Source organism: Colwellia marinimaniae (assembly GCF_002207865.1).
GTDB classification, from domain to species: Bacteria; Pseudomonadota; Gammaproteobacteria; order Enterobacterales; family Alteromonadaceae; genus Colwellia; species Colwellia marinimaniae.
In genome coordinates, this window is sequence record NZ_BDQM01000448.1 from 1 (window position 1) to 245 (window position 245).

General features: G+C 74.3%; 1 protein-coding gene. It reads left to right on the forward strand.

The window, feature by feature from the left end:
• Positions 1 to 245, forward strand: a 245-nt coding sequence (locus MTCD1_RS20020; protein WP_143760224.1) for a hypothetical protein, incomplete at both ends; no start/stop codon positions are given.

Consider the following 245-nt stretch of genomic DNA (forward strand, 5'->3'; position numbering starts at 1 on the left):
GCATGGACGTGGCCGCGCATCCGCTGGTACGCATCCGCGGCCCGCGCGAGGCACGGACCGAGGCCACCGGGCTGGTGATCCTGGGCGGGCTGAACGAGGGCGGCTGGCCGCAGGCGCTCGACCCCGACCCCTGGCTCAGCCGCCCGATGCGAGAGGACGCCGGGCTGACCCTGCCCGAACGCCGCATCGGGCTGGCCGCGCATGATTTCCAGATCGCCATCGCCGCGCCGCAGGTCATCCTCAGC